Origin of the sequence: Streptomyces spongiae (assembly GCF_009377185.1) — a bacterium.
Classification (GTDB): Bacteria; Actinomycetota; Actinomycetes; order Streptomycetales; family Streptomycetaceae; genus Streptomyces; species Streptomyces spongiae.
This window is the reverse complement of sequence record NZ_VJZC01000760.1, coordinates 1-4,090: the sequence shown is the minus strand read 5'-3', so window position 1 is coordinate 4,090 and position 4,090 is coordinate 1. Positions and strand designations below refer to the sequence as shown.

General features: G+C 74.1%; 7 protein-coding genes. 2 read left to right on the top strand and 5 right to left on the bottom strand.

The genetic code is table 11. The annotated features are described in order from the left end of the window. Positions 1-35: 35 nt before the first annotated feature. Entirely contained in the window at positions 36-791 is a 756-nt protein-coding gene (locus FNH08_RS46205) for an SDR family oxidoreductase (protein WP_152777711.1), read from the top strand. A gap of 50 nt (positions 792-841) precedes the next feature. Here the strand turns inward: FNH08_RS46205 and amaP are convergent, their stop codons facing one another. From amaP to FNH08_RS46180, 5 genes are read right to left on the bottom strand one after another with little or no spacing between them, the layout of a single operon-like run. Then, entirely contained in the window at positions 842-1,420 is a 579-nt protein-coding gene (amaP, locus tag FNH08_RS46200) for an alkaline shock response membrane anchor protein AmaP (protein WP_322726528.1), read from the bottom strand. A gap of 6 nt (positions 1,421-1,426) precedes the next feature. Next, a complete protein-coding gene (locus FNH08_RS46195; protein WP_152777709.1) occupies positions 1,427-2,110 on the bottom strand; it encodes a DUF6286 domain-containing protein in 684 nt (227 codons plus the stop codon). Continuing rightward, the gene (locus FNH08_RS46190) at positions 2,107-2,514 is read right to left on the bottom strand and encodes an Asp23/Gls24 family envelope stress response protein (RefSeq protein ID WP_322726529.1); all 408 of its coding nucleotides are present in this window, start codon (positions 2,512-2,514) and stop codon (positions 2,107-2,109) included. The genes FNH08_RS46195 and FNH08_RS46190 overlap by 4 nt, the downstream gene beginning before the upstream one ends. Positions 2,515-2,519: 5 nt before the next feature. Further along, a complete protein-coding gene (locus FNH08_RS46185; protein ID WP_152777707.1) occupies positions 2,520-2,705 on the bottom strand; it encodes a hypothetical protein in 186 nt (61 codons plus the stop codon). Between the two features lie 22 nt (positions 2,706-2,727). Continuing rightward, complete coding sequence (locus tag FNH08_RS46180; RefSeq protein WP_152777705.1) at positions 2,728-3,219, bottom strand: Asp23/Gls24 family envelope stress response protein; 492 nt, start codon at positions 3,217-3,219, stop codon at positions 2,728-2,730. Positions 3,220-3,305: 86 nt separating this feature from the next. Between FNH08_RS46180 and FNH08_RS46175 the strand changes: the two genes are divergently transcribed. Beyond that, complete coding sequence (locus FNH08_RS46175) at positions 3,306-4,079, top strand: nucleopolyhedrovirus P10 family protein (protein WP_152777703.1); 774 nt, start codon at positions 3,306-3,308, stop codon at positions 4,077-4,079. Positions 4,080-4,090 lie beyond the last annotated feature (11 nt).

The following is a 4,090-nucleotide window of genomic DNA, read 5'->3' as shown; positions in this document are numbered from 1 at the left end:
GAGCCGGACGGACGGGATGGGGGAGGATAGGGGCCATGGATCTTGGACTGAAGGACCGTGTGTACGTCGTCACCGGAGCGACCCGTGGGCTCGGCAGCGCGAGCGCGCGGGAACTCGTCGCCGACGGCGCCAAGGTGGTCATCACCGGGCGCGACGAGAAGAGCGTCGCCGACGCGGCGGCCGCCCTCGGCCCGAACGCCGTGGGGGTCGCCGCGGACAACGCAGACCCGGAGGCCGCGGCCCGGCTCGTCGCCGCCGCGCGCGAACACTTCGGCGGGTTCGACGGCATTCTGATCAGCGTCGGCGGCCCGGCGCCCGGGTTCGCCGCGGACAACACGGACGAGCAGTGGACAGCCGCGTTCGAGTCGGTCTTCCTGGGCGCGGTCCGGCTGGCGCGGGCCGCGGAGGCGGAGCTCGGTGCGGGCGGTGTCATCGGTTTCGTGCTGTCCGGTTCCGTGCACGAGCCGATTCCGGGTCTGACCATCTCCAACGGGCTGCGCCCCGGCCTCGCGGGCTTCGCCAAGTCCCTCGCGGACGAGCTGGGCCCGCGCGGCATCCGCGTCGTGGGTCTGCTGCCGGCCCGTATCGACACCGACCGCGTGCGCGAACTGGACGGGATGTCCGCGGACCCGGAGGCGACCCGTGCGGGCCACGAGTCCCGCATCCCGCTGCGCCGGTACGGCACGCCGGAGGAGTTCGGGCGGACGGCGGCGTTCCTGCTGTCACCCGCCGCGTCCTACCTGACGGGCATCATGCTGCCGGTGGACGGCGGGTCGCGGCACGGGTTCTGAGGCCCACAAGGCTCGCGGCACCGGCCTGTCCCGGCGGAACCCACGGTTGCTCAGCTCACCCGCTCCGTCCCGTGCTTGACCCCGCGCAGTCGTACCTCGGCGGGGAGCGCGGCCAGTCCCGCCGAGTCCCGGGCGTGCGCGAGGGCCTCCGTCGTCAGCCGGTGCAGGGCGTCTCCGGGGTCCACGTGCGGTTCGAGCAGGACCCGCACCCGCGCCTCGGGGGTGCTGCGCCGTCCGGTCAGCCGCACCTCGGCGCGCTCCACGCCGTCCAGCCCGCCCGCCTCACCGGCGAGTACACCTTCCATGGCACGCCCGCGCAGCAGGGCGCCCTCGCCGTCGCCGGTGTCGACGAGCACCTCGCCCAGCCGGTGGCGCCGCAGCAGGGCGGTCAGCCACCACAGGGTGAGCAGCACCAGGACCGCGAGTACGGCGATGACGACGGGCCACCACCAGCCCTCGTCCCGCCACCGTGTCCGGTCTGCATCGCTGAGCAGGACGTCGTGCTTCCCGTCGTACACCCACCAGGAGGGCGGTTTCACACCGAGCCCGACGGCGAGCACGGACCCTCCGGCCACGACGAGCACCAGCCCGACGAGTCCCAGCAGCACGCGGTTGACGATCCTCAGCACCGGACCTCACCCCTTCCGTCCGGGCCGCCGGACGTGCACGGCCAGCGCGGGGGGCCGGGACAGCCCGAGGCCCCGGATCCCGTCGGCGAGCGTGGCGTCCAGGTCGGCGCGTACCTCGTCGAGCTCGCGGAAGTGCGCGACCGCGCGGACGTCGACCTTCTTGCGGCCCACGCGGACCCGTACGGTCCGCACGCCCGCCACCTCGACGGCCCGGTCGCGCAGCGCCATCGCCGCGGCGTCCCGGTGCAGCCCGGCCCTGACGTGGGCGTGGACGCGCCGCATCGGCAGCACGTCACGCAGCCCGGGTGTCACGGCGAGCACGACCAGCCAGAGACCGAGCCCCACGGCGACCCCGGCGCCGACGAGCACCCATACGTCGTCGAGGGGCCGCTCGGAGAGCTCCCGGGCGAGGGTCTTGCGCCACTGCATGGCGGACCGGTCCGCGCGGACGGCGGCGACGTCGTACAGGAGGAGGCCGAAGCCCGCGAGGAGCAGCAGCGCGACGACGCCCGCGGGGATGCGGCGCGAGGACCAGAACCGCTTCTCGTCGCCGTTCTCGCTGTCGAGGGCGGGCAGCGGATCGTACGCGGCGGCCGACGTGGACTGCACGGGGTCGTCGTCGCCCGCCTTCTCCATGACGGGCAGCCGTTGTGTGCCGCGGGTGTCTTCGGAGCCCGGGGTCTCGCTCATAGGGTCCTCCCCTGTGCCGCGCCGGGGACGTGCGCGAGGTACAGCCGCTCGACCAGGACAGCCACCTCGGGTACGTCCATCCCCGCCAGCGCTTCTACCCGCTCGGCGACCCGACGACGCACGGCGGCGCAGCGGGCCCCGATGTCGGAGGGGTAGTCGAGTTCGAGCCCGACACGGATGCGCGCGGTCCTCCGATGGATGCTGGCGCTGGCGTGCGGGGGCATGGCGTCGCGCGGCAGCGCTTCCAGTGCTTCACGCGCCGCCTGCGAGGCGATCTTCGCGACGACGCGGTCGGCGATCCGGGTGGCGCCGCGCTCGGCCGGCGGGACCGTCGTGACCGGGCGGCGACCCTCGTCTGAGCGGCTGTCGTCCGAGCGGCTGTCCTCCGAACGGCTGTCGTCCACGTGGGTCACCGCCGCCGGTGGTCACGCGAGCGGAAGAAGTCACCGAGCTCCAGATCCCCTTCGAGCAACCGGCCCACGACGAAGCCGACGGCTCCGAGCGCTGCCACCAGCAGGAAGGCACCGAAGCCGCCGAAGTACCCGGCGAAGGCCAGCGCCATTCCGGCGATCATGCCGACCACGGCCAGACTCATGTTGTGCTCCCAACGGCGTGCGTCACTGGAGCCGGGGCTCCACTTCTTCTTCCACTTCCTCCGGCAGCTTCACGTCGCTGACCGCGATGTTCACCTCGACGACCTCCAGGCCGGTCATGCGCTCGACCGCCGCGACGACGTTCTCGCGCACGTCGCGGGCGACGTCGGCGATGGGCACGCCGTAGTCGACGACGATCTCCAGGTCGAGCGCGGTCTGCACCTCGCCGACCTCGGCCTTCACACCCCGGGTGACCGCCTTCGTCCCGCCGGGCACGCGGTCCCGCACGGCTCCGAAGGTCCGCGACAGGCCGCTGCCCATGGTGTGCACGCCGGCCACGTCCCGTGCGGCCAGTCCGGCGATCTTCTCCACGACTCCGTCGGCGATGGTGGTGCGTCCCCGGGTGGCCGGATCGCCACCGCCGCGCTTGGTGGTCTTACGGGTACCGACGGCCGGTGCCGACACCGTCTCGTTCTCGGGGTCCCCCGTCCGGTCCCGCTGCGTCATGTCAGTCATGCCGTACGTCCCTTCCGGTTCTCCTCCTTGGACCACAGTAAGCGGGGTTACGTGGTCGCGCGCCGCGGATGCGGCAGGCTGGAGCAATGACGGCGGACGAATGGACGAAGGCAGTACGGCGACAGGTCGGACTCGGCAGAGTGCTGCCCCTGGGCGGCCCGCGCGACGGCGCGTGGATCACGGAGAGGGCGGCCGGCTCGGTCCTGCGCCGGGCTGCCGACTCGACGCGCGGGGTTCGGCTGGGCAGGTTGCGGATCTCGCTGGTCGATCCGGACGCGCCGTACGAACCCGCCGTACCGCCGCCCCCGAGCGCGCTCTTGCCGGGGCCGCTACGGATCGATGCGGACTTCCTGGCGTCGGCGGACCCCACGGCCCTGGGCGCCGAGCCCCTCCCCGCGACGGCGGCCCGCCTGAGGGCGTCGCTGGCCACCGCGGCGGCGGAACGTCTCGGTCTGACGGTGACGGAGGTGGATCTGCGGGTGACGGGGCTGCGTGACGCCGACGCCGACGTCGGCGTCGGCGCGGACGCGGACGCGGACGCCACGACCGCCGGACCCGACGAGGGGCGGAGCGAGGAGGAGCCCGCGGCGGAGCCGCCCGGCGACGGCGAGGAGTCCCGTGTGGGCGCCGCCGCGCTGTCCGTGCCGGGTGTGGCCCGCCTGACCGGTGCCCTGGGCGGGCTGGGCCGGCCGGTTCACATCGAGCCCGACGCCACGCTGCCGCGCCGTCATGTGCGTGTGGAGGTGGCGGTCGCGGGGGCGGAGCGGGTCCTGGACGTGGCCCTCGGGGTGCGTGCGGCGGTGGGCGAGGCCCTGCCGGATCGTCCGTCGGTGGCGGTGGTGGTGACGGCGGTGGACTGACGGTCCCGCAC